General features: G+C 33.5%; 2 protein-coding genes. Both read right to left on the bottom strand.

What is annotated here, in order from left to right:
- Positions 1–243: 243 nt before the first annotated feature.
- Positions 244–588, bottom strand: a complete 345-nt coding sequence (locus V7083_RS06070; RefSeq protein WP_335476419.1) for a hypothetical protein — start codon at positions 586–588, stop codon at positions 244–246.
- A 92-nt stretch (positions 589–680) separates the two neighbouring features.
- Positions 681–935 (bottom strand): PucR family transcriptional regulator ligand-binding domain-containing protein (locus tag V7083_RS06065; protein ID WP_335476417.1); only part of this gene is annotated, 255 nt, incomplete at its 5' end.

Raw genomic sequence — 935 nt, 5'->3', positions numbered from 1 at the left:
GATGGAGGGTTTCAGCATACTCTATCATGTTTTAGAAGTAATTAAATAATCATAAGCAGTAACCGCAAATTCTATTGCTTGATGGATTCCTGCTTCGATTCTGGATTTCCAATCCTCGCTTTTTCGTTTATTCAATAAGATAGTAATGAGTTGGTTTTTCCTGATAGTCGATAAAAGAAAGAAGCCTTGGGATTGGAAAATAGAACAAAAAAAGATTTTCAAATGGGTAATATCTGAATCCTTCTAATCTAATTGATCGGTTTTAGAGAGTAAAACGACACATCCATTTGATTTAAGAGCTGATTCCAAATCCGGGAGGTGTCTGTATATTTGTTCTTCTTCAGTTTTTCTTCGCTCCTCAACATATAATGCAGGTAAAATGTTTTGTACCAGCGCTGTCGCACTGCGGTCTAAAATAAGTGATTCAAATTCGGTAATTGAATCCGATTCAGAGATGATCATTAAATCGGCTAGTTTCTGATTCAAGGATTGTATGGATTGATGAGGGATATTCATATGTCTTTGTATAGTTTTTTCTTTCAAGAAGTGAAGGATTTTCTCTTGTTCTTTTAGCGTTTTTTTGGACACTATTTGGGTTTCACCTTGATTTGGAATAAAAAGAACCGTCATCTTTAAATAATCATGCAGTAACTTTAAAATTTTCTGCTGCGGATTCGATGTTAGAAGCATTGGTTTAACCGATTTGAATAATCTTCTAAATCGGAGATCATTTGGTAATGCTTTTTTATTAAAAGAGTATGTAATTCTTGAGTGATATCTACAAAACGCACCTTATTATAAAAAACAATTAAAGGGAAATGATGTAAGTCAGCTAACTCTATTATTTCTTCCGGAATGCAAGGTATATAGGTTCCTAATTCAATACAAAGTCCCGCAGCATTGGAATCAATAAGCTGTTTGAAAAATGCAAGAAA

Origin of the sequence: Bacillus sp. JJ1764 (assembly GCF_036962145.1) — a bacterium.
GTDB lineage: Bacteria > Bacillota > Bacilli > Bacillales > Cytobacillaceae > Neobacillus.
The sequence above is the reverse complement of the archived record's forward strand: the minus strand, read 5'-3'. Positions and strand labels throughout refer to the sequence as shown.